Origin of the sequence: Labrenzia sp. VG12 (assembly GCF_002237595.1) — a bacterium.
Taxonomy (GTDB): Bacteria; Pseudomonadota; Alphaproteobacteria; order Rhizobiales; family Stappiaceae; genus Roseibium.
Genome location: NZ_CP022529.1, coordinates 4,461,831 through 4,486,898 on the forward strand (window position 1 = coordinate 4,461,831; position 25,068 = coordinate 4,486,898).

Annotated in this window: 22 protein-coding genes; 7 read left to right on the forward strand and 15 right to left on the reverse strand. The window is 61.3% G+C overall.

What is annotated here, in order from left to right; all coding sequences use genetic code 11:
• Positions 1-166 precede the first annotated feature (166 nt).
• Complete coding sequence (locus CHH27_RS20740) at positions 167-2,440, forward strand: bifunctional diguanylate cyclase/phosphodiesterase (RefSeq protein WP_208988311.1); 2,274 nt, start codon at positions 167-169, stop codon at positions 2,438-2,440.
• A 79-nt stretch (positions 2,441-2,519) separates the two neighbouring features.
• On the opposite strand, the gene preA is transcribed toward CHH27_RS20740, so the two are convergent.
• From preA to CHH27_RS20770, 7 genes are all read right to left on the reverse strand, one after another.
• Complete coding sequence (gene preA / locus CHH27_RS20745) at positions 2,520-3,833, reverse strand: NAD-dependent dihydropyrimidine dehydrogenase subunit PreA (protein ID WP_094073276.1); 1,314 nt, start codon at positions 3,831-3,833, stop codon at positions 2,520-2,522.
• Positions 3,834-3,869: 36 nt separating this feature from the next.
• Positions 3,870-5,216 carry an NAD(P)-dependent oxidoreductase gene (locus CHH27_RS20750; protein WP_094074906.1) on the reverse strand — a complete coding sequence of 449 codons (1,347 nt, stop codon included), beginning with the start codon at positions 5,214-5,216 and terminating at the stop codon, positions 3,870-3,872.
• Positions 5,217-5,527: 311 nt separating this feature from the next.
• Positions 5,528-5,782: a hypothetical protein gene (locus CHH27_RS20755; protein ID WP_094073277.1), complete on the reverse strand. Its 255-nt coding sequence runs from the start codon at positions 5,780-5,782 to the stop codon at positions 5,528-5,530.
• A 222-nt stretch (positions 5,783-6,004) separates the two neighbouring features.
• A complete protein-coding gene (locus CHH27_RS28365) occupies positions 6,005-6,805 on the reverse strand; it encodes a CRTAC1 family protein (protein WP_247646139.1) in 801 nt (266 codons plus the stop codon).
• Between the two features lie 11 nt (positions 6,806-6,816).
• Complete coding sequence (locus CHH27_RS28370) at positions 6,817-7,623, reverse strand: VCBS repeat-containing protein (RefSeq protein WP_247646140.1); 807 nt, start codon at positions 7,621-7,623, stop codon at positions 6,817-6,819.
• A 314-nt stretch (positions 7,624-7,937) separates the two neighbouring features.
• Complete coding sequence (locus CHH27_RS20765; RefSeq protein ID WP_094073278.1) at positions 7,938-9,365, reverse strand: di-heme oxidoredictase family protein; 1,428 nt, start codon at positions 9,363-9,365, stop codon at positions 7,938-7,940.
• On the reverse strand, positions 9,362-10,537 hold the full coding sequence (locus tag CHH27_RS20770) for an ROK family protein (protein WP_208988312.1): 1,176 nt from the start codon (positions 10,535-10,537) through the stop codon (positions 9,362-9,364). The genes CHH27_RS20765 and CHH27_RS20770 overlap by 4 nt, the downstream gene beginning before the upstream one ends.
• A gap of 350 nt (positions 10,538-10,887) precedes the next feature.
• Between CHH27_RS20770 and xylF the strand changes: the two genes are divergently transcribed.
• The 5 genes from xylF to xylA all read left to right on the forward strand — a co-directional run bounded on the left by xylF (position 10,888) and on the right by xylA (position 17,076).
• A complete protein-coding gene (gene xylF / locus CHH27_RS20775; RefSeq protein ID WP_094073280.1) occupies positions 10,888-11,919 on the forward strand; it encodes a D-xylose ABC transporter substrate-binding protein in 1,032 nt (343 codons plus the stop codon).
• 134 nt (positions 11,920-12,053) lie between these two features.
• Positions 12,054-13,343, forward strand: coding sequence for a sugar ABC transporter permease (locus CHH27_RS20780; protein ID WP_094073281.1), 1,290 nt, complete (start codon positions 12,054-12,056; stop codon positions 13,341-13,343).
• Positions 13,344-13,367: 24 nt separating this feature from the next.
• The gene (locus tag CHH27_RS20785; protein WP_094073282.1) at positions 13,368-14,135 is read left to right on the forward strand and encodes an ATP-binding cassette domain-containing protein; all 768 of its coding nucleotides are present in this window, start codon (positions 13,368-13,370) and stop codon (positions 14,133-14,135) included.
• Positions 14,136-14,282: 147 nt separating this feature from the next.
• Positions 14,283-15,734: a xylulokinase gene (gene xylB / locus CHH27_RS20790; RefSeq protein ID WP_094073283.1), complete on the forward strand. Its 1,452-nt coding sequence runs from the start codon at positions 14,283-14,285 to the stop codon at positions 15,732-15,734.
• A 22-nt stretch (positions 15,735-15,756) separates the two neighbouring features.
• A complete protein-coding gene (gene xylA, locus CHH27_RS20795) occupies positions 15,757-17,076 on the forward strand; it encodes a xylose isomerase (protein WP_094073284.1) in 1,320 nt (439 codons plus the stop codon).
• A gap of 599 nt (positions 17,077-17,675) precedes the next feature.
• Here the strand turns inward: xylA and CHH27_RS20800 are convergent.
• From CHH27_RS20800 to CHH27_RS20815, 3 genes are all read right to left on the reverse strand, one after another.
• Positions 17,676-17,831, reverse strand: coding sequence for a DUF2256 domain-containing protein (locus CHH27_RS20800; RefSeq protein ID WP_208988995.1), 156 nt, complete (start codon positions 17,829-17,831; stop codon positions 17,676-17,678).
• A gap of 2 nt (positions 17,832-17,833) precedes the next feature.
• Positions 17,834-19,390: a deoxyribodipyrimidine photo-lyase gene (locus tag CHH27_RS20805; protein ID WP_094073286.1), complete on the reverse strand. Its 1,557-nt coding sequence runs from the start codon at positions 19,388-19,390 to the stop codon at positions 17,834-17,836.
• A 295-nt stretch (positions 19,391-19,685) separates the two neighbouring features.
• Complete coding sequence (locus CHH27_RS20815) at positions 19,686-20,195, reverse strand: MmcB family DNA repair protein (protein WP_094074907.1); 510 nt, start codon at positions 20,193-20,195, stop codon at positions 19,686-19,688.
• Positions 20,196-20,306: 111 nt separating this feature from the next.
• Between CHH27_RS20815 and CHH27_RS20820 the strand changes: the two genes are divergently transcribed.
• Complete coding sequence (locus CHH27_RS20820) at positions 20,307-20,798, forward strand: hypothetical protein (RefSeq protein ID WP_208988314.1); 492 nt, start codon at positions 20,307-20,309, stop codon at positions 20,796-20,798.
• Positions 20,799-20,832: 34 nt separating this feature from the next.
• On the opposite strand, the gene CHH27_RS20825 is transcribed toward CHH27_RS20820, so the two are convergent.
• The 5 genes from CHH27_RS20825 to CHH27_RS20845 form a co-directional block, all read right to left on the reverse strand.
• Positions 20,833-22,617: a SulP family inorganic anion transporter gene (locus tag CHH27_RS20825; RefSeq protein WP_094073288.1), complete on the reverse strand. Its 1,785-nt coding sequence runs from the start codon at positions 22,615-22,617 to the stop codon at positions 20,833-20,835.
• A 128-nt stretch (positions 22,618-22,745) separates the two neighbouring features.
• Positions 22,746-23,156 carry a TIGR01244 family sulfur transferase gene (locus CHH27_RS20830; protein WP_094073289.1) on the reverse strand — a complete coding sequence of 137 codons (411 nt, stop codon included), beginning with the start codon at positions 23,154-23,156 and terminating at the stop codon, positions 22,746-22,748.
• Between the two features lie 94 nt (positions 23,157-23,250).
• On the reverse strand, positions 23,251-24,144 hold the full coding sequence (locus CHH27_RS20835) for an MBL fold metallo-hydrolase (RefSeq protein ID WP_094073290.1): 894 nt from the start codon (positions 24,142-24,144) through the stop codon (positions 23,251-23,253).
• Between the two features lie 28 nt (positions 24,145-24,172).
• Positions 24,173-24,607, reverse strand: coding sequence for a YeeE/YedE family protein (locus CHH27_RS20840; protein ID WP_094073291.1), 435 nt, complete (start codon positions 24,605-24,607; stop codon positions 24,173-24,175).
• A 4-nt stretch (positions 24,608-24,611) separates the two neighbouring features.
• Complete coding sequence (locus CHH27_RS20845; RefSeq protein ID WP_094073292.1) at positions 24,612-25,040, reverse strand: YeeE/YedE family protein; 429 nt, start codon at positions 25,038-25,040, stop codon at positions 24,612-24,614.
• Positions 25,041-25,068 lie beyond the last annotated feature (28 nt).

The following is a 25,068-nucleotide window of genomic DNA, read 5'->3' on the forward strand; positions in this document are numbered from 1 at the left end:
CCTCCACGGTCAATCCTGATCCGGAGCATAGACCGCTTCCCGAAGACATTGACAGTCGATTCTGCCGAGGCCGAACCGGTGTGACGACTTCTGGCTGCTCTTGCAGAAAATATTAAGCGTTTCACTTCAGGATTGCTGACTGAGAAACCGATTGAATGGCCGGCACATGCGCGATCTGTCAGATATCCGCAGCGAACCCGAGACTGTGAAGACGTCCAGCGAACCGGGCGCAACGGATCTGCGTCCCACCAGGTCAACGATCCTGGGTGTCCCGTCCGGTATCCTCATCCTGCTGATGTTCTGCGCCGTCATCTTTGCCTTCGGCGCTGTGCTGTCGAAGATCCTGATTGCGGAACGCCAGGCAGCGCAGCGCGAAATCGGCTCCGTGACCCGCGTGTTCGACAATCACAAGCTCTTCCTGCTCAAGGAGATGGAGCGCTACGCTGCGTCAAACGCCGCGTATCAGAATATTGAGACAGACAGGTCGGACGACTGGATCCGGCGCCGCTTCGGCGTTGATATGGCGCTGAATTTTGAACATGATTTCACCGCCCTGATCGACCGAAACCAGGATCTGCTGCTGGCCCTGGACATAGGCGCAAAACATGCCGACAGCCAGTTTGCAGAGGAAATAGAGCTGCAGATTGCCGGTACCCTTCAGAGGATACGCCGGAATTACATCAACGCCCTGACGTTAACGGACACTGGCGCCATTCGCTTTGCCGGCCGGATTGACGACGTGTCCGGCGTGGAAGTTGTTAATCTGGCCGGCAATCCGCACATCGCGGCCGCGATGGCTATCGTCCCCGATCCCGGCGGCATCGACATGGTGAATGCACCGCCCAGTATTCTCGTCACCACATTTGCCGTTGACGACAATCACCTTCGTGGCTTGCTGGCCAGTCTGTCGCTGGACAATCTGACCTTCGCAGGCAAGGTGCCGGACGGCATGATCGGTGTGCCGCTGAAGACCGAAACAGGAGCCGTTCTGGGCTACCTGACATGGCATCCGATGAGCCGCGCGTCGTCGATCATCTTGTCTTCCCTGCCGATCCTGTCGATCGCATTGATGATCATCCTTGTCGTCGCGCTGATTGCGCTACGCCAGAATGCAAAAGTGAAGCGTGACCTCGCTCGTCAGGAGCAGGAAGCCCGCTTTGCTGCAAGCCATGATTCCCTCACAGGATGCGTCACGCGGGGCTACTTTCATGCAGTCGCGACCGAGCGTCTGAAGATCCTGGCGGCACAGAACAAACGGGCATGGTTGATCTATCTCGATCTGGACAATCTGAAGCAGGTCAACGACATCCACGGGCACACGGTCGGAGACAGCCTGATCGGCTGCCAGGCCGGCCGGATCCGGGAGCTCCTGGGGCGGTTCGACCTGATCGGGCGGATCGGTGGCGACGAATTCCTGATCCTGACCGAAGACTGGCAGACGGCTGACGAGTTGCACCATCAGGTAGACCGTCTCCGTGAAGGAGTACTGCAACCCTTCGAGTATGACGGCAAGTGGCTTGACACGTCCGTCAGCGCCGGAATCGCTCATTTTCCGGAACACGGCCGGTCACTGACGGAACTTGTTCGGGCAGCGGACATTGCCTTGCAGCAAAGCAAGCGCGAGCGCAAGGCGGTGTTTCGTCTGTACGATGAACAAATGGACCAGAGCCTGCGCGAAAAACGGGAGATACGCATCGAGCTTGACCAGGCGCTGCAGGATGAGGAACTAGAGGTCTTCTACCAGCCGGTCATCGAAGCGCGTTCTCAGAAAATTGCCTTCTACGAGGCGCTTGTGCGCTGGCGCCATCCGACACGCGGTCTCGTTTCCCCCGGCCTGTTTCTGCCTGTCGCCCAGGACGCGGGCCTGATGCCGCAAATCGGGCATTGGGTCCTCGAGCGATCCTTGCGGGATGCCAGCAACTGGGAGACCGCCGGTGTCTCGGTCAACGTCTGCACGAGCCAGATCGAAAAGCCGGGTTTTGCCCAGCAAGTCGAGGCGCTTCTGCGAAAGTACAATTATCCGCCGCATCGTCTGATCCTGGAGATTACCGAAGATCTGATGCTGGATGCCAATCCGGCAACGCAGGAGGTTTTTGATCAGTTGCGCGGGCTCGGGATCGAGCTGGCCATTGATGATTTCGGCACCGGCTATTCCAGTCTGAGTTACCTGCACAAGTTCCGCTTCGACAAGATGAAGATCGACCGGAGTTTCATCTGGCGCATCGGCCAGGATGCAGAAGCTGATGTTCTTGTGCGTTCCCTGATCGGTCTTGCCAAGGTGATGGGGATGGAGACCGTCGCTGAAGGGGTCGAGACAAAGGAACAGAGAGATTTTCTGGTTCGGGCCGGCTGCGGTCACCTGCAAGGGTTCCTGTATGGCAAACCGGAGCCCCTGGAATCTGCGCTAAGCGCGCAATCGAAAAGGTCGGGCACCGGGTAGGGCTAACCGGGTCCCAAAAAAGAAAAAACGCAGGCAAGGGAGGATCTTGCCTGCGTCTTTTTTGCCTTCAGGAAGTTGCTTATTCAGCGGCTTCCTTGACGGCCATCGGATTGTTCGGGTGCGTCGTCCAGTTGGCGTAGTCCTTTTCGACCGGCTTCTTGGTGCGCGGGTCGGTGCTGCCGGGCTCCATGGCCTCCATGGTGATACAGTTCTCCACCGGGCAGACATTGACGCACAGGTTGCAGCCGACGCATTCCTCGTCGATCACCTCGAACTTGCGCTCGCCATTGACCATGTTGGTGATCGCCTGGTGGGAGGTGTCCTCGCAGGCAATGTGGCAGCGGCCGCACTGGATGCAGAGATCCTGGTCGATCTTGGCCTTGGCGATGTAGTTGAGGTTCAGATATTGCCAGTCAGACACGTTCGGCACGGCGCTGCCGACGAACTGGTCGACAGAGGTGTAACCCTTCTGGTCCATCCAGTCGCTGAGACCGTCGATCATGTCCTCGACCACCTTGAAGCCATAGGTCATGGCGGCAGTGCAGACCTGCACCGAGCCGGCGCCGAGCGCCATGAACTCGGCCGCGTCGCGCCAGGTGGTCACGCCGCCGATGCCGGAGATCGGCAGGCCATGGGTTGCCGGATCGCGGGCGATTTCGGCGACCATGTTCAGCGCGATCGGCTTCACCGCCGGGCCGCAATAGCCGCCATGGGCCCCCTTGCCGTCCACCGAAGGCGATGGCGACATGATGTCGAGATCGACGCCCATGATCGAGTTGATCGTGTTGATCAGCGAGACCGCATCCGCACCGCCAGCCTTGGCGGCCTGGGCCGGCTTGCGCACGTCGGTGATGTTCGGCGTCAGCTTGACGATGCAGGGCATGCGCGAATGCTGTTTCACCCAACGGGTGACCATCTCGATATATTCCGGCACCTGACCGACGGCGGAGCCCATGCCGCGTTCGCTCATGCCATGCGGGCAGCCGAAATTGAGTTCGACACCATCGGCTTCGGTCTCTTCGACGCGGCGGAGGATGTCGATCCAGTTCTGCTCTTCGCAGGGCACCATCAGCGAAACGACGAGAGCCCGGTCGGGCCAGTCGCGCTTGACCTGCTTGATTTCACGCAGGTTCACTTCCAGCGGCCGGTCGGTGATCAGTTCGATATTGTTGAGACCGATCAGCTGCCGGTCCTTGCCATGGATCGCGCCGTAGCGCGGGCCGTTGACATTGACGACGGCCGGGTCTTCCCCGAGCGTCTTCCAGACAACGCCGCCCCAGCCGGCCTTGAAGGCGCGGACGACGTTGTATTCCTTGTCGGTTGGCGGCGCGGAGGCCAGCCAGAACGGGTTCGGCGATTTGATGCCGATGAAATCTGTACGCAAGTCAGCCATGGGACCTCTCCCTCAAATTGGTGACGCCGGGCGCCGTCAGGCGCTCAGGGCGGCGTTGATGCTTTCAGCGGCGATCTTGCCGTCTTCCACGGCAGTGACCGTCAGGTCCTCGCCGCCAAGCACGCAGTCGCCGCCGGCCCAGACATCGGCAAGGCTGGTCTTGCGATCCGCGTCGACCACGATCCGGCCCTTCTCCAGGCTGAGGCCATCCCCAAGGTCGGCCTGCACCAGTGTCTGGCCAACGGCCTTGAACACCATGTCGGCAGGCAAGGTGACGGTTTCACCCGTGCCGGTCAGGGACCCGTTGCTGTCTTCGGTGCGTTCCAGCTCGATGCCGGTGATCGCGCCATTGGCACCGACCAGGGACTTGGGCTGGGCCCAGGTCATGATCTTTACCCCGGAGGTCTGTGCCAGGTGCTGCTCGTATTCCGAAGCGTTCATCCGCTCCTGGCCGCGGCGATAGGCGATGGTGACATCTTCAGCGCCCAGAAGTTTGGTCTGGACGGCGATATCGACAGCGGTCATGCCGCCGCCAATCACCACGACCCGGCGGCCGACCGGCAGTTTGGACAGGTCCTGTGCCTGGCGCAGATCGGCAATGTAGTCGACCGCGTCGAGCGAGCCGCTCTTGTCTTCGCCGTCAAGCCCAAGGGCGTTGACGCCGCCAAGGCCAATGCTCAGGAAGACCGCGTCGAAATCCGCCCGCAGGGAGGACAGGTCCAGATTGTCACCCAGACGCATGCCGGTCTTCAGCTCGATGCCGCCAATCGACAGGATGAACTCGACCTCGCGGGCCGCAAAATTGTCGACCGACTTGTAGGAGGCAATGCCGAACTCGTTGAGGCCGCCGGCCTTTTCCTTGGCATCGAACAGCGTCACGCCGTGGCCATGGACGGCGAGCCGGTGGGCGCAAGACAGACCGGCCGGGCCGGCGCCGACAACGGCAATCTTCTTGCCGGTGGAAGCGGCCCGCGTGAACGGTGTCGTGTCATTTTCCGACATGTAGTGGTCGGTCGCATAGCGTTGCAGCTGGCCGATCTTCACCGGCTTGCCTTCAGCGACTTCACGCACGCAGACCTGCTCGCACAAGGTCTCGGTCGGGCAGACACGGGCGCACATGCCCCCCAGGATGTTCTGCTCGAAGATGGTCTTGGCAGATCCGGTCGGGTTGCCGGTCGAGATCTGGCGGATGAACTGCGGGATGTCGATGCTGGTCGGGCAGGCCTGCATGCAGGGCGCGTCGTAGCAGAAGTAGCAGCGGTCGGCTTCGACCTGCGCCTCATGCGGTTCCAGCAGCGGATGCAGGTCGCTGAAATTCTCGGCGTATACGTCCTCAGGCAAGCGCCCGGCGGCAATATCCGGGCCGGCTTTCGTCTGGGTCATGGAGATCTCCGGAAGGTTGGCGATCGTTTTCAAACGCGGCTTCCTTCATTCGGCGAGGAAGCTCACCATGACATTGGAAGAAAATTTGAACAGTTAGTCAAATTTTTTTTGGAACGATTATAAACTTGAGGCAAAATATCAGAAATTAAATTGCCGATATTCCAGCAATTTAGCTCGAAAATTCGCATGTGATGAAATTTTTTGCATGGCGCTGATTCCGGCTCAAAATCCGGTTTCGAGCGGCGCAACAATGGTGCAACCGGGCCGGCGCGACCGGAATTGACGTGCCGAGCAGACGCTGGGCTGCCGGATCAGTTGGAGCGATAAACCAGTCTGGGAGCAGGTACACGACGCTCGCGCGTCAAGGTGAACAACCGGCTTCGGAACAGGACCAGCAGGCTGAGAGCAATCAGCGTCACAGGCCAGAAGACGGAAGTCAGCAAGACGCTGGCAAGGCCCGACGCGGTGCTGAGGCCACTGTCCAGAAGCTCAGCCGAAGAGACGATCAGAAACACAAGCGTAACGGCGCCGTAAAGCACGACCCCGACGAAGAACGCAATAACCATGCTGCTTGCCCACCTTTGACTACCCGACATCGCATCCCGAGCCCAACCGCGATGACCTACCGACACCATCTCAGGTCATGTTTTTGGTGTAAATAAGGCCAGTGCGATTTCAGGTAGCTAAAGGTGGCGGCCGGTTTTCATCTGTGGAGGGACAGGGGATATCTTGACAAAACTCGCGGCAGGGCTTGAAACCGGCCGGTTTTTGCCTGCCGCATCCAGGCGCTATTCCGGGTACCAGAGTCGCGCTTTTTCAGACCCGCGCTCGATGATGACGTGGCTGTTGGCGAAGACCCTGTAGGAGTGGCTCCAGTCGCCATCCGGCCACTTGATGCGGATATTGGCCCGTTCGGCAACGCCAAGACCGAAATGGACAAAACCCATCTGGCCGGAAGCATGTCCTGCTCCGATCTGGATGTCCTTGACCCTGGTGTGGTTGCCGGTCTTGACGCTGATCTTTGCACCGACGGCGCGGCTGTTCGGCTGGCCCGGCTGACGGATATCAACTGCAATCCAGTTGCCGAGCGGCTTTGGAATGTCGGCGCTGCCCTGCCCCAGGTTGCGAAACAGGCTGACCGGGGCCGCGCGATTGACGACCACCAGGTCCAGAAGGCCATCCGAATTGAAGTCGGCCAGCCCTGCGCCCCGGCCACGGCGGTCAAGACCGATCCCGGCCGTGCCGCCGGCTTCGGAAAAGCTGCCGTTCCATTGCCCGATCAGAAGGTTGTCCGGATCGAATGCCGCAAAATCCGGCATGGCTTCGACGTTACCCTTGGCGATGTAGAGATCCCAGAGACCGTCATTGTTGACGTCCTGAAACTCCGAATGCCAACCGGTGGACGGTTTCAGGTCCTCGCCCTGGTAGGGACGGTGGGCCGTCACGCCAAGGTCGAAGGCAATGTCCTGATAGACCGGCACGGTTTCATCCGTTTCGACATCCAGCTTCTGCAGCTTGGTGTCGCCCATCGAGGTCAGCGCATATTCGGGAAAACCATCGACATCGAGATCGATCGACGCGATGCCCATGCCCCAGATCTTCAGATGTTGCCAGCCGTCGGACTTGCGATAGGGCCGGGGTGGGCGTCCGGGCGGAACGGCCCAAAGCTGCTCCTGGCCCCCCGGTAGTAGTGGCGGTCGTTGGAGACCCGCAGCGCAGCCTCGCCCGACCGGTTCCAGTCGGTGAACAGGATCGACAGCGCGCAATAGCCGGGCGACAGCCGGCTGGCTTCGGGGTAGGTCACGCCGCTGTCGGTTTTTTCAGGCCGGAACAGGAAATTGTCGTGGCAGGTGCCCCAGGGAGAGCCGGGCGCGGAGCGATCGACATAGTTGCCGAAGGCCAGCGTGGGATAGTCAAGGTCAGGTTCGAAAGTTGCCGAAAAGGCGGTGGTCCATTCGCGGCCGCCATCAAATCCGAGCGTCCGGTTGGCGACGTCGAAGGTACAGTCGCCCTTTCCCTTTAGAAGCAGGTTCTCGCCCAGACGCAGGATCACCAGATCCAGCACATCGTCGTTGTCGAAGTCGAGCGGATAGGCGCCCAGAACGCGTGTTGCCTGCTTGGCGGTGAGGCCAGTATCGACCGGCTGAAATGCCAGGGCGCCGCCGGTCGGACTGATGTTGCGATAGAGCTGCGCGGGGTTCTTGCCTCCCGCCAGGAAAAGATCGGGCCGCCTGTCGCCATTGCAATCCAAAATGGCCGCGCCACCACCAACAAAAAACTCCCAGGCTCCGTCATAGCTGTGGTCGAGCCCGGCTGCCTGCGCTTCCTCGGCAAACGAGGGCACTGGTGCGAAAGAGACTGGTGCTTCGTCCTGCGCAGTTGCCAAAGCCGGCGTGAAAAGGCTCAAGACCGCTGCACAAAGCAGGCTCCAGACTTTTTTCCGAGAAGTTGCGCCGCCTCCAGGAAGCTGTGCAGGTTCTGTTCTCAGCTCTCTCCGGTGTGCGCCCCACGCGGTGTCACCCCGGACAAGCGCAGCGAAGATCCGGGGCCTACTTGAAGGGGCACTTGCTGACGTGGCGTTTGTCTCGACTTCGGTCTGGGAAAAAGAAACCGGCCCTCTGGAAGCGAGTGGGCTCCGGTTCTCCCTGCGGTCGACTGGGGTGACACCGTTGCCAGCTATGGCTTTCCTGCCAAGTGCGGCGTTTCTTTGACTAGAACGCATCATTCCGCGATCTCCAGGCTGCGCAGGAAGGCAATGATGGACTGGCGCTCGGTCTCGGGAAGCCCTGCATAGGCCTTGCGGCTGTCCGCGGCCTCGCCGCCATGGGCCAGGATGACCTCGTTCAGCGTGGTCAGATCGCCGCGATGACCGTAAGGCGCCGTGCTGCCGATGCCCCAGAGTTCCGAGGTGATGAAGACATCCCTGGCCACAAAGCGTTGTGCCAGCAGTTCATTGCCGAACGTGTCGTTCTGTGCGTCGGCGATCTTGTGGCGTTTGAGGTCACCAAAGAGCGGCACCAGCACCCGGCCCTGGTCATCGCGCGGCAAGGCCTTCACCCAGTCGAGTGTGCCAAGGTCATAGACCAGCGGCGTGTCCACATCGCTCTGGCGCAACGTGCCGGCCGTGTCGAACGGCCCCGGATCCTGGAACAGGAGGCTTTCAAGCGGCAGAGCCGGAACATGGCAGGTACTGCAGCCGATTTCCGAAAACAGGGTTTCGCCCGCCTCGGCGGCCGCCTGCCAGACCTCTGGCAGGTCCTGTTTGCGTGTCGGTGCCGGCAGCGTCGCCTGGAAGGCAACGAGGGCGGAAATCTGCCCGGGGCTCATTTCATCGACATGTCCATCGCCATCAAAATCGTCACTGCCGCTCCACATGGCACCAAACCGTTCAGTTGGCTGGATACCGTGATGGGCGTTCATGGCGTTGACCGTGAACTGGCGCAGCGAGGCGAAGACACCCTTCTGGCTGAAGGGCCGAAGCGTCAGGTCATCGTCGATGCCGTCGAGCTTGGAGACATCGAGCGTGCCGTCGGGAGCTGCCGAAAGCGACCCGAAGGAGACCCCCTTGCTTTCAAGGGTTGCCGTTTCGGGCTGGCCGCTGGCACGGGCTTTTTTCAGAAGCGCCTGCCGCTGCGCGCGCAAGTCCGCGGTCATTTCACGGGCAAGCAGTTCGATCAGGCCGGCGCCTTGAAGGGCATTGGTGTTGCGTTCGTTGGAAAACTGCGGATCGATCGTGTCGAAATCCGCGCTTTCAAAACCCTCGGAGACGAACACGTTCGCGGTGAAGGATCCTGCACCACCGGTCACCGGTTCGTTGTGGCAGGACGCGCAGGCATTGGCGTCGAGGCCGGCCAGCCGCTGAAACGTCAGATGAGATTTCCGGCGTACCTTGGTCGGCACGATGGCCCCGGTCGCGTCGGGGCGGCCCGCGCCGTCCAACGTGGTGAATTTTGCCTTGAACAGCTCTTTGCCGAGCGGCTGAAGTCTGGCAATCAGATCGTCGCTGGAGGCGGCAAGGGCTTCAAGATCAACATCTTCCGTCAGAGCACGTTCGCTCCAGGGCGGAAGATCCGGATCGGCCACGGCCGCGCCGGGAAACAGCAACAGGGCCAGGAGGAGAGAGGGCCGCAAAAAAATTTGCCTGGTCATACCGTCTCCTTTTCTGGCCCGGGCTTTGGCGACGCCTCGGAGGCTGCCCCGAGAAAGTCCTTGTCCAGCCGTTCCATGGACTGGGCGATCAGGCCGCTTCGGATAAAGTTCTCGTTCCAGGGCATCACGTCGAGCGAGAAATTGTTTCTGAGATCGGCGACGAGTGCCTCTTCGAGGCCTTCCCACATGCCCTTTTCCATGAAGGCAAAGGCACGCATGGCAGCACCCGTCAGGACAACACGCTTCGGGTCGATCATGGCAATGACACGGGCAAGACCGTAGCCGAGCACCCGTCCGGCATCGTGAAAGGCCTTGCAGGCGGCCTCGTCCCCGGATCCGGCAAGCTCGATCAACCGGGCAAGGCCGCTGACGCCGGCCCGGATCGTGATCGGGTCGGTGTCTTCCGGCAGATGCGAGGCCGCGCGAACCAGGGCGTAATCGGAAAGATAGGCTTCCAGGCACCCCTTCTTGCCGCACCGGCAGAGCGCTCCGCCCGGCAGGTGATTGGCGTGACCGAACTCGGCTGCCGTGCCGCTGGCGCCGGAAAACAGCTGGTTGTTAAGATAGAGCCCCATGCCGACACCATAGTCGAGCATGATCACCGCGAAGGTGCCGCTGTAGCGGTTCGGGTCCGACCAGTGCAGGGCCTCGGTGATCATGTTGGTGTCGTTGGAGATGTAGCATTCGGCCCCGAAGGCATCGTGCAGCGGCCCGACGATCGGGATCTTGCGCCCCGCAAAGGCCGGGCTCCAGGCAACCATGCCGGTTTCCGTCTCGACAACACCCTGTGCAGCGACACCGATCTCGCGCACGCGGCTGACGCTGACACCCGCCTCCTGGAGAAACTCCCGGATCGCGCTGATCAGAGCGGCCGGAAAACTTGTTGCATCCGCGGTTGCGGTATCGAAGCGGCTGCGCGCTTCCTTGATGACCTCGCCTGCGAAGTTCACCAGCGACAGGTCGATCGCATTCACCGCGAGGCGCACGCCGATGGTGTAGACTGCCTCCGGATTGAGCTTCAGGAGGGTGCGTGGACGCCCGCGCGCCTGAGGCGCCTTGGGCTCTTCGCTTTCCAGGCTGACGATCAACCCCTGGTCGAGCAGGTCGGACGTGATTGCCGTCACGGTTGCCGGACTGAGCCGGGTGATCTGGCCGAGATCGATCCGTGCCATCGGACCGCTCCGGCGCAGGGCCTGTAGAACAATACTTCTGTTTTGCCGCCGGATCTGATCCCGGTCCGCCTTGCGTGTCATGCTCGCTCAGCTCTTCCCAAGGTGTTTCCTCTGTCCCGGGTTTCTCCCGGTTTTTCCGCCCTCGTTCCGGATTTTTGAACCCGTCGGAGCAGAGTTTTGCAAAACCATGTTGACAGGAGCAGCGCTTTCCTGCAACTTTTTTTCGGACACCAAAAAAAATAACAACAAGGCTGTCCTTTCTGAAAGCGCCTCAAGAAGACGCTTCACCATAGACGCATTTTAGGCACCGCCGTTCGACGTGGGTTGTGCCAACTGGAGGAAACATCGCAATGCGTAAGATCACCACTTTGCTGGCCGGCGCCCTGCTGTCCGCAACTGCCATCACCGCCGCTCAGGCGGAAGACATCGTTGTCGGTGTCAGCTGGTCCAACTTCCAGGAAGAGCGCTGGAAAACCGACGAAGCCGCCATCAAGGGCGCTCTCGAAGCTGCCGGTGCAAAATACATCTCCGCTGACGCGCAGAGCTCGTCCGCCAAGCAGCTTTCCGATGTGGAAGCGCTGATCGCGCAAGGCGCAACAGCCCTGATCATCCTGGCTCAGGACGCCCAGGCCATCGGTCCGGCTGTGCAGGCTGCCGCTGACGAAGGCATCCCGGTTGTCGGCTACGACCGTCTGATTGACGATCCGCGCGCCTTCTACCTGACCTTCGACAACGTCGAAGTCGGCCGCATGCAGGCTGCTGCCGTGCTGGCTGCCCAGCCGACCGGCAACTACGTGATGATCAAGGGCTCCCCGACCGACCCGAATGCAGACTTCCTGCGCGGCGGTCAGCAGGAAGTCCTGCAGGAAGCGCTCGACAGCGGCGCGATCAAGATCGTTGGCGAAGCCTACACCGATGGCTGGCTGCCGGCGAACGCACAGCGCAACATGGAACAGATCCTGACGGCCAACGACAACAAGGTTGACGCCGTTGTGGCGTCCAACGACGGCACCGCCGGCGGTGTTGTCGCGGCTCTGACCGCCCAGGGCATGGACGGCATCCCGGTTTCCGGTCAGGACGGTGATCACGCCGCTCTGAACCGCGTTGCCAAGGGCACCCAGACCGTGTCCGTCTGGAAGGACGCTCGTGAGCTCGGCAAGGCAGCCGGTGAAATCGCCGTTGCCCTGGCCAATGGCGACGAGATGTCCGCTGTTGACGGCGCAGCAGCCTGGACGTCTCCGGGCGGCACCGAGCTGACCGCCAAGTTCCTGGCACCGCTCCCGGTCACCAAGGACAACCTGTCTGCCGTTGTTGACGCAGGCTGGATCTCCAAGGAAGACCTGTGCCAGGGCGTCGAAAACGGCCCGGCTCCCTGTAACTAATACCAATACGCGATAAGCGCGGCCCCGGTTACTGTTAACCGGGGCCTTAAAACAGGGACCGCTTGCCAAAGCCGTTCCCCGGGATGGGCCACCCGATGCGAAAGCATGCTGGTCTCCAAGCAGGAGTAACCTCTATGTCCGACACGGCACTGTCAGGGTCGAAAAACCCGACAGCACGAAATCTCTTTGCCGCATTGCAGCTCGATACGCGGCTTTTGGGCATGATCGGGGCGTTTGTCGTTCTGTGCCTGATCTTCAATGTGTTCACCGATGGCCGGTTCCTGACACCGCGCAACATCTTCAACCTGACGATCCAGACCGTGTCCGTCGCGATCATGGCAACCGGCATGGTCTTCGTCATCGTCACCCGCCATATCGATCTGTCGGTGGGGTCCGTTCTGGCAACGGTTGCCGCCGTCATGGCGGTGGTTCAAACCGACATCCTGCCGCAATTCATGGGCCTCGGGCATCCCGGCATCTGGCTCATTGCGATTCTCGCCGGCGTTGTTGTTGGCGTGACCATCGGCGCCTTTCAGGGCTGGATGATCGGTTATCTCGGCATTCCGGCTTTCATCGTGACCCTCGGCGGTCTGCTGGTCTGGCGAAACGTCGCCTGGTTCATCACCAGCGGTCAGACCATTGGTCCGCTTGACGAAACCTTCACGAAAATCGGCGGTATCGGCGGCACGATGGGCGAAACCGGCTCGTGGGTCTTCGGCGTCCTGGCCGTCGCCGCGGCGCTCTGGATGCAGATTGCCTCCCGCAGGCGCAAGTCGTCCCATGGTTTCCCCGTGAAACCGGCCTGGGCAGAAGCCACGATGGCTGCCATCACCACGGTTGCGATCCTTGGTTTTGTCTGGATCCTGAACTCCTATGACATTCCGAAGGCGCGGCTTAAGCGGATCTTCGAAGCCAGCGGTGAGACGCTGCCGGAAGGCCTGACCATGGGCTACGGCATTCCCTATTCCGTGCTGCTCTTGATCGTCGTTGCCGTCATCATGACGCTGGTGGCCCAGCGGACACGCCTTGGCCGCTACATCTTCGCAACCGGCGGCAATCCGGATGCGGCGGAGCTCTCCGGCATCAACACCCGCTTCCTGACGGTCAAGGTGTTCGCGATCATGGGGGGCCTGTCCGCGCTCGCCGCCGCCGTCGCTGCGGCCCGTCTCGGCTTTTCCACCAACGACATCGGCACGCTCGACGAACTTCGGGTTATTGCGGCTGCCGTCATCGGCGGAACGGCACTGGCCGGTGGTGTCGGCACGATCTACGGCGCCATCCTGGGGGCCCTGATCATGCAGTCGCTGCAGTCCGGCATGGCCATGGTTGGCGTGGACGCGCCGCTCCAGAACATCGTCGTCGGTACGGTTCTCGTACTCGCCGTTCTGGTGGACATCATCTATCGCAAGCGCACGGGAGACTGAGTGATGGACGCGCCTCTCGTAGAAATGAAAGACATGTGCATCTCCTTTGGCGGGGTGCAGGCCGTGGATCACGTCACTGTCGATCTCTACCCAGGTGAAGTGGTTGGTCTTCTGGGCCACAACGGGGCCGGCAAGTCGACCCTGATCAAGATCCTGTCGGGTGCCTACAAGTCCGACAGCGGTGAAATCCGCATCAATGGTGAGGAAGTCCACATTCACTCGCCGCGCGATGCCCGGGCCTATAACATCGAGACCATCTACCAGACACTCGCGCTGGCCGATAATCTCGATGCAGCCTCCAACCTGTTTCTCGGCAGGGAACTGACCACGCCGCTCGGCTTTGTCGATGACGACGCCATGGAGGCGGAAACCCGCAAGATCATGGGCCGGCTCAACCCGAACTTCAAGAAGTTCCACGCGCCGGTGAAAGCCCTGTCGGGTGGTCAGCGCCAGTCGGTCGCCATTGCACGGGCGGTCTATTTCAACGCCAAGATCCTGATCATGGATGAGCCCACCGCCGCGCTCGGGGTCCACGAGACCCAGATGGTGGCGGAGCTGATCCAGGAGTTGAAGAAACAGGGCCTCGGCATCTTCCTGATCAGCCACGACATTCATGATGTCTTCCAGCTGTGTGACCGGATTGCCGTGATGAAGAACGGCCAGCTGGTCGGCACGGCCAAGACCACCGACGTCACGGATGACGATGTGCTCGGCATGATCATTCTGGGCAAGTGCCCGGAAGGTGCAACGCCCGGACCGGGCGCGCTGGTCGACGATACCGTCGTCGGCTGACCCATTCGCGTCCGCGGGCCCTTGTCCGCGGACGCGCTTCATGATTTGAACGGACAGTCACCGCTGCGTTCTGGTCATGAGTGTTTTGCCGGACCTTGAAAACGGGGCGTCGGCATTCTTTTTGGATTTTTTTGAGGAACGCACCTCATGTATATCGGTCTCGATATCGGCACAAGTTCGGTCAAAGCCATATTGTTGGGGGACGACCAGTCCCTGATCGCATCAGCCTCGGCGGAGCTGAGCGTCGAACGCCCGCATCCGGGCTGGTCGGAGCAGGATCCGGACAGCTGGTGGACGGCCTGCGAGACCGTGCTGGATGCGTTGAAGGAGAAGGCCCCGGCTGAGCTTGCGGCCGTCAAGGGCATCGGCCTCTCCGGTCATATGCACGGCGCCACCTTGCTGGATGATGCCGGACGGCCGCTGCGGCCCTGTATCCTCTGGAACGACGGGCGCTCGGGCAAACAGTGCCGGAACCTGGAAGCAGCCGAGCCAAGGTTTCTGAAGCTGGGCGGCAACCGGGTCATGCCGGGTTTCACGGCCCCCAAACTGCAATGGGTGCGCGAAAACGAGCCCGAGATCTTTGCAAGAACCAGGATGGTTCTGCTGCCGAAGGACTACGTCCGCTTCTGCCTGACCGGTGACTATGTCGGCGACATGTCCGACAGCGCGGGCACGCTCTGGCTGGATGTGGCAAAACGGGACTGGAGCGACGACCTCCTGGCGGCGACAGGCCTTACCCGTGAGCACATGCCACGCCTTGTCGAAGGCTCTGCGGCCTCCGGGTTTTTGAAATCCGACCTCTGTACCCGCTGGGGCTTTGACACGGCGCCGGTCGTTGCCGGCGGTGGCGGTGACAATGCGGCGTCAGCCTGTGGCGTCGGCGCGGTGGATCCGGGCTCCGCCTTTGTCTCGCTTGGCACGTCGGGCGTGTTGTTTGTGACCAATGACCGATTTTCGCCCAATGTCGACAGTGCCGTGCACGCTTTCTGCCATGCCGTGCCGGACACCTGGCACCAGATGGGTGTGATGCTTTCGGCCACGGACTGTCTCAACTGGCTCGGCCGCACCTTGAAGGCCTCCCCCGGCGATCTGACGGCGGCACTCGGGCGCGTCGACGGCCCGTCCCCTGTCTCGTTCCTGCCTTATCTCGGCGGTGAACGCACACCGCACAATGATGTCGAAATCCGCGCGGCCTTCGCCGGCATCTCCCACGAAACCGACGACCGTGTGCTCACACATGCCGTGCTTGATGGAGTGGCCTTTGCCCTGAAGGACTGCCTTGAAGCACTTGGTGTTGCCGGCACGCGCATCGACCGGGTGCTTGCGGTCGGAGGCGGATCGCGCTCCACGACCTGGCTTGAGATCATTGCCAGCCTTCTGAACGTCACCGTCGATGTTCCTGTCGACGGCGATTTCGGTGCATCGCTCGGCGCCGCGCGTCTCGGCCAGGCGGCAGCCCAGGGCTCCACCGAAGGCATCTTCACCAGACCCGCGCTGAAGACCAGCATCGATCCCGTTCCCCAACTCATCGCACCCTATGCCGAGGCCTATGGCCGCTGGCGCAACCTCTATCCGGCGCTGAAGCAGGCCGGTTTCTGATTTTCCTTAAGGAGACAAATTCATGAGCACAGGCTTTTTTGGCGAGCTGCAGCCGATCCCGTTCGCAGGGCCCGACAGCACCGATCCGCTCACCTATCGCCATTACAACAAGGACGAAGTGGTGCTGGGCAAGCGGATGGAAGACCATCTGCGACTTGCTGTCTGCTACTGGCACAATTTCTGCTGGCCGGGGTCCGACCCGTTCGGCGGCGAGACCTTCATGCGCTCCTGGATGGCCGCAGGCGGCGACCCGATGGACCAGGCCCGGTTGAAGGCCGACGTTGCCTTCGAGATGTTCCAGATCCTGGGCATGCCCTTTTTCACCTTCCACGACCGGGACATCGCCCCGGAGGGCAAGACACTGGCGGAGAGCAACGCCAATGTGAACGCCATCGCCGATATCTTCGAGAAGAAGATGGCCGACACCGGCATCAAGTTGCTCTGGGGCACGGCCAACATGTTCTCCAACCGGCGCTTCATGTCGGGCGCGGCCACCAATCCGGACCCGGAGGTCTTTGCCTATGCCGCGGCCCAGGTGAAAAACGCCATGGATGCCACCCATCGCCTCGGTGGGGCCAACTATGTGCTCTGGGGCGGCCGCGAAGGCTATGAGACCCTGCTCAACACCAACGTCAAACAGGAACTCGACCAGCTCGGGCGCTTCCTCAACATGGTGGTCGAATACAAGCACAAGATCGGTTTCCCGGGCACGATCCTGATCGAGCCGAAGCCGCAGGAACCGTCCAAGCACCAGTATGACTACGACGTCGGCACCGTTTACGGGTTCCTGAAGGCCTATGGTCTTGAGAACGACGTCAAGATGAACATCGAGCAGGGCCACGCGATCCTGGCCGGCCATTCGTTCGAGCACGAACTGCACATGGCCCGGTCCTTCGGCATCCTCGGTTCGGTCGACATGAACCGCAACGACTATCAGTGCGGCTGGGACACCGACCATTTCGGCATGAACGTGCCGGAACTGGCCCTGGCCTACTACGAGATCCTGATGGATGGTGGTTTCACCACCGGCGGCACCAATTTCGATGCCAAGCTCCGCCGCCAGTCGCTGGATCCGGTCGACCTGATCCAGGCGCATGTCGGCTCCGCCGACGCGATCGCCCGGGGCTTGAAGGCCGCGGCTGCCATGATCGAGGACGGCCGCCTGAAGGGGTTTGTCGACGATCGGTATGCCGGATGGCAGAAACCGGAAAACGCCGCGATCCTGCAGGGTGGGTCGTCACTGGAGGAACTGGCCGAGCGTGTCCATGGCACAAACCTGGAGCCGCAGCCGAAATCCGGCAAGCAGGAATACCTGGAAAGCCTGGTCAACCTGTTTGTGTGAGAGGGTCTCGCAAACTGACGTGCCGGCCCGGTGATGCCGGGCCGGCTTTTTCGCGAATTCAGGTGTTCGCCCAACGAGAGGTACCAATCTCTCATTTGTCTTCCCCGCATAGGCGGCACCCAGTGCCCATCTGACAACGGCGGGTGTTCCCACTCCAGCCACAGGGAGACAGGGGTCCCGGCTCTCCGCTGCGCTGCGGCCGGGATGACAAACAGAAGGCGCTGAATGTCAGGGCGCAAGAATGATGCTCGCCCACACCTGTCTTCGTCATCCCATGGCTTGACCATGGGATCCATACCATGGGCTTTCCGCGAACAGAGCTGTGCTTGAGGCGACGGAACGGCATGGATTGCAGGGTCGAGCCCTGCAATGACGACAGTGGAGGAAAGGAGCCCCTGTCCGGACCTCAAGGCATTCGCCGATCGCATCACTCGAAGTGTGAAGGCTCGAAAACTGCGCTCGTTGCAACAGTTCGAGAACTCCTCGTTCGCCTGAACGCTGTACTCAGGGACAAAACCGAATACAAACTTCAATGACACAGTTGCCGACTCTCCGCTGCGCTGCGGCCGGGATGACAAGGTGAGATCTGGGCAAGGTTCTCAGGTTGTTACGGCTTTAGCCCCGTCACGCTGCCGCCTGCACCTTTCCGAGCAATAGCGGACCTGGTCCCAGTCTCTCTCCCACTTCCTGCGCCAGGTGAAGGGCCGCCCGCAGCCTTTGCAGGTCTTTTGCGGCAAGTCGGCTTTCTTGCGCATTTTCATGAAGCACCGCCGAAGAGATCTGCCTGGTCCGGATCGGCCGGCTTGTCGCTTCGCCGCCGGCGGTTCTCCCGCCCACGCAACGGAAGGCCGCTCTTGCGGCTGCCGTGTTTCGACTGGATGTCGGCGGCCGTGCCGCGAAAGGCTTGCCCCTTGCGCACTGCCCAGACCTTTTCCCGGGCCTCTTTTGCGGCACCCAGGTGGTCGACGATGGGAAAGGGATAGGCCTTGCCGAGCACCTTGCCGGCATTGTCCGCTTTCCAGGGCTCATGGAGATGCGCGTCGTCAATCACCTTCAGCTCCGGCACCCAGCGGCGCACGAACGCTCCGTCAGGGTCCTGATCAAGGCCCTGTTTGACCGGATTGTAGATCCGGACCGTGTTGATCCCTGTGGTGCCCGATTGCATCTGGACCTGCGGCCAGTGAATGCCCGGCTCATAATCGGTGAACTGCCGGGCGAGATGCAGGCCGGGAGCCCGCCAGTCCAGCCAGAAATGATAGCTGGCGACGGCCATCAGCATGGCGCGCATCCGGAAATTCATCCAGCCCGTGGCCTTGAGCGCCCGCATGCAGGCATCGACGAAGGGAAGGCCGGTTTCGCCGTTCTGCCAGGCCTGAAGCCGCATTTTGTCAGGGTCTTTCGGTCTGAGCCCGTCATAGGCCCGGTGCAGGTTTTCAAACTCCAGCCTTGGTTCATCCTCCAGCTTCTGCATGAAATGGCAGTGCCAGTGAAGACGTCCGGAAAAGGAACGCATTGCCCCCTGCCAGGTGGTTCGGCCCTGAAAGTCCTGGTCCCTGAGTTCGCGCTGGCGGGCCCAGGTGGCCTGGGCCACCTCGCGCATGGACAACGCGCCGAAGGCAAGATGGGGCGACAGCCGTGAGCAGGCATCGAAGGCCCTGACCGGCGTTGCCATCGCCGCCCGATACGGTTTGCCACGCCGGAACAGGAAACTCTCAAGCGTCTCCATTGCTGCCTTCCGGCCGCCGCGCTGCCGGTCGGGGCAGGGATCGGGCGCAAGCGCGAGATCCTTCACCGTCGGAATAGCGCCATTCTCCAATCCGCCAAGTGGGGGCAAACGCGGCGCATCTATTCCTGGCTTTGCCATGAAGCTGTCCCATTGCCCGGCCCAGCCGTCCCTGGATTTCAGCCGGCGGATCACGCCGGTCTGACGGCACTCGGTCCAGGCAATGCCCCTCTCGCGGCACCAGGCGGTAACGGCACGGTCTCGCTGGTAGGTCCAGTCATTGCCGGTTTCCTCGTGCGACCACAGACCGCCGATCACAAAACGGTCGGCGAGCTCGGCCAGAATTTCCGTAACCCGGCCGGTCCGGACGATCAGGGGTTGGCCAAGCACCGTCAGGTCCTGTCGCAAGGAGGCCAGGCACTCGGTGAGAAACTCGAAGTGCCTGCCCGACATGTCCGGCTGCTGCCAAAGCTCCGGTTCGACCACATAGAGCGGTAAAACCGGGCCATGCAAAGAAGCGCGTTTCAGCGGTGCATGATCCTGGACCCGCAAGTCTTTCTTGAACCAGACGATGTGTAAGGGGTCTTGCACCCGGGCCTAGCTCCTTCCTGTGGGCGACGGCTTTTTGTACGTCCAGGGACGGATTTGGATTGCTTCAGCAGGCGTCGCAGCATCGCGTTTGGGCAAGGATGAGAGCAAAGAGGGACAACGGCCTCTCAGTTGCCATACTCGCGAAAGCAGAGACCCGGATACCTTGTGCCGGAAATCTCATGAATGCGCAGGAGTTCCCGAGCATCCAAACCGTGCCCTTGGTCCCGGCTCACGCACCGCTTCGCCGGGAAGACAAGCAATTGAAACTCGGAAAGAGGGCCGGGAGTGGGACCGGTCAGAACTGATCGAACAGCTGCATACCGTCCGGGTCTGCCAGATTGTGCAGCCGGTGGGCGGCGTGGCGGGCAAAGCGCAGGGTGACCGCCTTGCGGGTGGCCGCGCTCAGCTTGTGTTCCGGCGCATTGCGCAGGATTTCCGCGCCGAACCCGTCCGAGACAATCAGGCCGGCTTCTTCGGGAAAGATATCCAGCGGTACATCCGGGTGGGTGGCGAAATAGAGCCGGTCGCAGTGCTGACGATAGTCCGGCCACTTGTTGTCAGCGCGAAAGTCGGCCACCGAAGACTTCACTTCGACGATCCAGAGTTCGTGCTTGGGGCCGATGGCCAGAAGATCGGCCCGCCGCGCTGATGCAAGCGTGACTTCCGACAGGCAGGCAAAGTCGAACTGGCGCAAGAGCCGCGCCGTTCCGCGCCAGACTTTCAGCGCCGTATCCGACTGGCGGCCGTCTTTCAGCGGGTCATCCAGCTGAATACGTCCCGACGATTGCTGACTATCGTTATTCATTCCAGTTTTGTTCCATCTTTGTTCGAAAAATGCAAGCAGCCGAATCGTGAAGGTTGTAAAAACTTGCTGAATTGCCTTTTTCGCCGCAGATTGCATAATCCGGGGAGCATCATGTCAATCGGCAAGGGGGAACGGTTGCGCATTTTCAGTCAAACAGCTCTGGCAGCAGCAATGCTGGCAGTTGCATGCAGCACCGCTGGTGCCGGCAAGGGCGACCTGATGTTCGAGGTTCCCAAATCCGCTCCCCTGCTTCAGGGCAAGATGCTCGATCTGAGATTTGCCGAATTCGCACAAGGGATCTGGGTAAAGGACCTGAACCAGTGTCCGGCAGCCCGGATCGACCGCAGCAGCCCGGGGTCGACGCTGGCCATTTACCGGGGTCTCTTCGAGACGCCAGGCCGGATCTGCCAGGTCTATGGGGCGGAAAAGGCGGGCAAGCAAACGCAGCGGGCGGCGCTCAACTGCCTGCTGACGGACGGCGGTGAAGCGATCGAACTGGTCACTGTCATGCCTCGCGGCACGCAGGGACTTGTTGTCCAGGAGGGCGAAAAACCGCCGGTTCACTTCCGCTTTTGCGAGAAGATCACGCCGATCCTGCAATAGAGACAGCGCTGCCAGTCGTTATTGAGACCTGACCCTAGATCTCCGGCCCTGACCAGACATCGGAGCGCGCGGCCTTTTTCGGCGTCCGGCTTTCCGAAATATGGGCCGTCAGCGGATCGAGCGTGCACAGGGCGTCATACTGGCTGAGAAAGATCTGCCCGGTCAGATGCTCCGGGAAATCGGTCCTCTTCAACCGATCCATCACCGGTCCCTTTACCTCCGACAGGTGAAACAGGACACCGCTGTCTTTCAGGCGGTGGTTGATTTCTTCGAGGCTCTCCAGAGCGCTGGCATCGATCTCGTTGACCGCCGGGCACATCAGGACCACATGCTCGATGTCAGTCTTGTCTGCGACCAAAGCGTAGATCCTGTCTTCCAGGAAACGGGAATTGGCGAAGAACAGACTTTCGTCGATCCTGAGGGTCAGCACCCGGTCACCGGTCACCACCTTGTGGCGGTCGATGTTCCGGAAATGCTCCGTTCCCGGAACGATGCCGACAATGGCCGTATGCGGGCGGCTGCTGCGATAAAGATAGAGCGCGATGGACAAGGCAACACCGGTCACGACACCCGGCTCGACCCCGAAAAACAGGGTAACCAGGATCGTGGCCGCCATGGCGGCGAAATCGCTCCTGGAGTAGTTGAAGGTGCGTTTGATCGCGCCAAGATCCACCAGGGAGAGAACCGCAACAATGATGGTCGCAGCCAGCGTTGCCTGGGGCAGAAATGTCAGAAGCGGCGTCAGGAACAAGGTGGCGAGGGCGATGCCGACGGCAGTAAAGGCCCCGGCCGCGGGCGTCGCCGCGCCGGCATCAAAATTCACGACGGACCGGGCAAAGCCTCCGGTCACCGGATAGCCGCCGGAAATCGCGGAGGCGACGTTCGAGGCACCAAGCCCGATCAGTTCCTGGTCCGGCTCGATCCGCTGCCGTTTCTTGGCTGCCAGCGTCTGGGCGACGGAAACGGACTCCACGAAACCGATCACCGAGATCAGCAGCGCCGGGCCGGCCAGGGCCAGCCAGAGCTCGCTGTCGAAGGCGGGCAGGTGCGGCATCGGCAGACCGGAGGGGATGTCGCCGACGAGCCGGACACCCCTGTCACCAAGGTTGAACGCTGCAGCAAGGAGCGTGGTGACCGCAACGGCTGCCACCGGACCCGCCTTGGTCAGGATATCGGCCAGAAACGGTTTCAGTCCCAGCCCGAGCAGCAGCTTTTTCAGGCCCATGCGTGTCCAGAATAAAAACCCGGTCGCGGCAACGCCGATTGTCAACGTGATCCAGTTGATGTCGCCAAGGTGGCCGGCAATGGACAGGAGAATGTCGTAGAGCGTGTGACCCTGGGCCGGCACGCCGAGAATGTGTTTCAGCTGGCTGGAGGCGATCAACAGGCCGGAGGCGGTGATGAAACCCGAAATCACCGGATGGCTGAGCAGGTTGGCCAGGAACCCGAGCCGAAAGAGGCCCATGATGATCAGCATCAGTCCGGACAGCAGGGCCAGCACGATTGCGGCCCCCAGATATTCCGGTGTTCCCTGCTGGGCCAGTTCGCCGACGGCCGAAGCCGTCATCAACGAGACGACAGCCACCGGGCCGACGGCCAGCGCCCGGCTGGTGCCGAACAGCGCATAGGCGACCAGCGGCAGGATCGAGGCATAAAGTCCGACTTCGGGCGGCAGGCCGGCAAGCAGCGCATAGGCCAGCGACTGCGGGATCAGCATGATGGTGACGATCACCGCGGCCACAAGGTCGCTGGTGGCCGTTTCCGTGTCATAGCGTTTGCCCCAGTCGAGGATGGGCAGGTAGCGCTGCAGCCGCTTCATCGTGTTCTATCCGGCTTGCGTCACCGCGCGCCGCAGGCTGCAAGCGGGACAAGGTCATGGTTTCCGCTGCACCAGGCAGTGCTGCGGTTCGTTAAAGGCGTTCGAGTGGCCGAGTGAGTTCGGTGGTCTCAGGAACCGGGTTGCGGCGGAAACAGGCCGGCGATGTTGTATCCGGCGGCGCTGGTATCGGCCAGGACGTCTGCGACAGGCCGGCTTCGCGCTTCAGAAAGGGCCCAGAGCGCGATCGAACGGGTCCCGCTCCGGCAATAGGCGAGCACCGGTTTCGGCAGGTCGGCCATCATTTTTGTAAACGTCTCAATGTCATCAGCGCCGAAGTTGCTGCCCACAATCGGCAGGTAGCGAACTTCCAGGCCCTGCTCTGCCGCTGCCGTCTTTATGGCTTCGAACTCAGGTTGGTCCGGGGCCTCGCCGTCCGGGCGGTTACAGATCACGGATTTGAAGCCCTGCTGGGCAATCACGGTGACATCTTCCGGCTGAATCTGTGGGGCAACCGACAGGTCTGGATTGACTGCTTTCATGGCAACTCGCAACTGGTCTGAGCAAATAGAAACGGTTTCAGGCTGGCGCCCGAGCCGTCAAATTGCAACTGAAGACTGACTTTTTCCTCAATCGTCAAAGAGCGTTGACCGGCACTTTCAGGAAGGTCTTGCCGTCATCGTCTGCCGGCGGCAGCTTGCCCGCACGCATGTTGACCTGCAGTGAGGGTATGATCAGCTTCGGCATGTCCAGCTGGGCGTCGCGTTCGGTGCGGAACTTGACGAACTCCGCCTTGGTCTTGCCGCCGCCGACATGGATATTGTGTTCCTTTTCAGCGCCGACCGTGGTTTCCCATTCGATGTTGCGGCCGTTCGGGCCATAGTCGTGGCACATGAACAGGCGCATGTCGTCGGGCAGCGCGAGCACCTTCTGGATACTGTCGTAAAGGGTTGCCGCGTCGCCGCCCGGAAAGTCCGCGCGGGCAGAGCCGCCATCCGGCATGAACAGGGTGTCGCCTGCGAAAGCCGAATTGCCCATGACATGCACCATGCAGGCCGGCGTATGACCGGGCGTGTACATCGCAAAGGCAGTCATTTCGCCGATCTGGTAGGTATCACCATCCTGGAACAGCTTGTCGAACTGGCTGCCGTCCCGCTGGAACTCCGTGCCTTCATTGAAGATCTTGCCGAAGGTCTCCTGGATCACGGTGATCTTGTCGCCAATGCCGAGTTTGCCGCCAAGCTGCTGCTGGATATAGGGCGCGGCCGACAGATGGTCGGCGTGAACATGGGTCTCGATCAGCCATTCCAGGTCCAGGTCGTTGTCCCGGATATGGGCAATGATCTCGTCGGCATGATCATAGGTGATCCGGCCGGCCGCATAATCGATGTCCATCACGCTGTCGACGACCGCGCAGGCCTTCGAGGCCGGGTCCTTGACGACGTAGCTGATCGTATTGGTCGCCGGATCGAAAAAGCCCGTGACCTCAGGAGCAACGGCCATGTCGACCGGATAGTTCGAGTTGCTCATCTCATTCTCCCAATTCCTGCCGGCACCGTCAGGCTTTTGCCGGTTTGTGACGGTGGCCCTGTGTGTTCATCCAGCGGGCGGTCACGATGCCAGCCGCAATGGCAAGGGCCGTTATCACGGGTTCGATGCCAAGGCCGATCACCGGAATCAATCCACCCGGACAGAATCCGCTAAGGCCCCAGCCTATTCCAAAAACCGCCGAGCCGCCGATCAGTTTCCTGTCGAGGTCGGTTTTGGTCGGCAGGCTGAAAGCCTGGCCAAGCAGCGGCTTCTGCATCCGGAAGGCCAGCCGGTAGCCGATGGCTGTAACCAGGAGCGCGCCGCCCATCACGAAGGCCAGGCTCGGATCCCAGGTTCCGGCAAAGTCGAAGAAGTTCAGAACCTTGGCCGGGTTGCCCATGCCGGAAATCAGAATACCGCAACCAAAGAGGAGGCCAAAGCCGAAAGCTGTCAGAAGTCTCATGATCTTAACCTCCAAACACGTGCCGGGTCAGGAACACGGTCAGCACTGCAGTGGCCATGAAGGTCATGGTCGCGACGATTGACCGCGCGGACAGGCGGGACATGCCGCACACGCCATGACCGCTGGTGCAGCCGGACCCGAAGGTGGTTCCGACCCCGGTCAGAAAGCCGCCCGCCACCAGAAGCAAGGGGGAAGACGGTACGGTGATTTCCGGCAGCTGGCCGGTGAACCCTAGCAGGACAAGCGGGCTGACGACCATGCCGGCCAGAAAGGCCGCGCGCCAGGCCCAGTCCGGGCTGAGCTCGGTCGTCAGGAAACCGCTGACGATGCCGTTGATGCCTGCGATACGTCCTTGAACCGCCATCAGGGCCACGGCGGCGAGGCCGATCATCGTTCCGCCAAGGAAGCTGAGAAAGGGTGTGAAGTCAGTCATGTCATGCTCATGTTTTTGATATATTCGA

Bases quoted from the DNA above. Each gene is read 5' to 3' on its own strand.
- CHH27_RS20740 (WP_208988311.1), top strand. From the start codon at position 167: ATGCGCGATCTGTCAGATATCCGCAGCGAACCCGAGACTGTGAAGACG.
- preA (WP_094073276.1), bottom strand. From the start codon at position 3,833: ATGGCTGACTTGCGTACAGATTTCATCGGCATCAAATCGCCGAACCCG.
- CHH27_RS20750 (WP_094074906.1), bottom strand. From the start codon at position 5,216: ATGACCCAGACGAAAGCCGGCCCGGATATTGCCGCCGGGCGCTTGCCT.
- CHH27_RS20755 (WP_094073277.1), bottom strand. From the start codon at position 5,782: ATGGTTATTGCGTTCTTCGTCGGGGTCGTGCTTTACGGCGCCGTTACG.
- CHH27_RS28365 (WP_247646139.1), bottom strand. From the start codon at position 6,805: ATGGGCATCGCGTCGATCGATCTCGATGTCGATGGTTTTCCCGAATAT.
- CHH27_RS20765 (WP_094073278.1), bottom strand. From the start codon at position 9,365: ATGACCAGGCAAATTTTTTTGCGGCCCTCTCTCCTCCTGGCCCTGTTG.
- CHH27_RS20770 (WP_208988312.1), bottom strand. From the start codon at position 10,537: ATGGCACGGATCGATCTCGGCCAGATCACCCGGCTCAGTCCGGCAACC.
- xylF (WP_094073280.1), top strand. From the start codon at position 10,888: ATGCGTAAGATCACCACTTTGCTGGCCGGCGCCCTGCTGTCCGCAACT.
- CHH27_RS20780 (WP_094073281.1), top strand. From the start codon at position 12,054: ATGTCCGACACGGCACTGTCAGGGTCGAAAAACCCGACAGCACGAAAT.
- CHH27_RS20785 (WP_094073282.1), top strand. From the start codon at position 13,368: ATGAAAGACATGTGCATCTCCTTTGGCGGGGTGCAGGCCGTGGATCAC.
- xylB (WP_094073283.1), top strand. From the start codon at position 14,283: ATGTATATCGGTCTCGATATCGGCACAAGTTCGGTCAAAGCCATATTG.
- xylA (WP_094073284.1), top strand. From the start codon at position 15,757: ATGAGCACAGGCTTTTTTGGCGAGCTGCAGCCGATCCCGTTCGCAGGG.
- CHH27_RS20800 (WP_208988995.1), bottom strand. From the start codon at position 17,831: ATGCGCAAGAAAGCCGACTTGCCGCAAAAGACCTGCAAAGGCTGCGGG.
- CHH27_RS20815 (WP_094074907.1), bottom strand. From the start codon at position 20,195: ATGAATAACGATAGTCAGCAATCGTCGGGACGTATTCAGCTGGATGAC.
- CHH27_RS20820 (WP_208988314.1), top strand. From the start codon at position 20,307: ATGTCAATCGGCAAGGGGGAACGGTTGCGCATTTTCAGTCAAACAGCT.
- CHH27_RS20825 (WP_094073288.1), bottom strand. From the start codon at position 22,617: ATGAAGCGGCTGCAGCGCTACCTGCCCATCCTCGACTGGGGCAAACGC.
- CHH27_RS20830 (WP_094073289.1), bottom strand. From the start codon at position 23,156: ATGAAAGCAGTCAATCCAGACCTGTCGGTTGCCCCACAGATTCAGCCG.
- CHH27_RS20835 (WP_094073290.1), bottom strand. From the start codon at position 24,144: ATGAGCAACTCGAACTATCCGGTCGACATGGCCGTTGCTCCTGAGGTC.
- CHH27_RS20840 (WP_094073291.1), bottom strand. From the start codon at position 24,607: ATGAGACTTCTGACAGCTTTCGGCTTTGGCCTCCTCTTTGGTTGCGGT.
- CHH27_RS20845 (WP_094073292.1), bottom strand. From the start codon at position 25,040: ATGACTGACTTCACACCCTTTCTCAGCTTCCTTGGCGGAACGATGATC.